The sequence below is a fragment of the Streptococcus sp. HMSC034E03 genome (assembly GCF_001811505.1).
Taxonomy (GTDB): Bacteria; Bacillota; Bacilli; order Lactobacillales; family Streptococcaceae; genus Streptococcus.
On the sequence record NZ_KV805000.1, the window covers coordinates 61292 to 61620 of the forward strand.

General features: G+C 37.7%; 1 protein-coding gene. It reads right to left on the reverse strand.

Annotated features, from left to right (window positions below; genetic code table 11):
* Positions 1–329 (reverse strand): helix-turn-helix domain-containing protein (locus HMPREF2805_RS09490; protein ID WP_186822568.1); only part of this gene is annotated, 329 nt, incomplete at both ends.

Below are 329 nucleotides of genomic sequence, written 5' to 3' on the forward strand. Positions count from 1 at the left end.
AACATATCCATAGTAATGATTTTCACCTGACAGCGAACGGTTCTATCGTAGCGAAGAAAGTGATTTCGGATGATAGTTTGTGTCCTGCCTTCAAGAACGGTGATGATATTGAGTTTTTCAAAATCTTGTGCAATGAAACTCATCTTTCCCTTAGTGAAGGCATACTCGTCCCAAGACATAATCTCAGGAAGACGAGAAAAATCATGCTTAAAACGGAAATCATTGAGCTTTCGGATAACAGTTGAAGTTGAAATGGCCAGCTGATGGGCAATATCAGTCATAGACGTCTTTTCAATTAACTTTTGAGCAATTTTTTGATTGATAATACG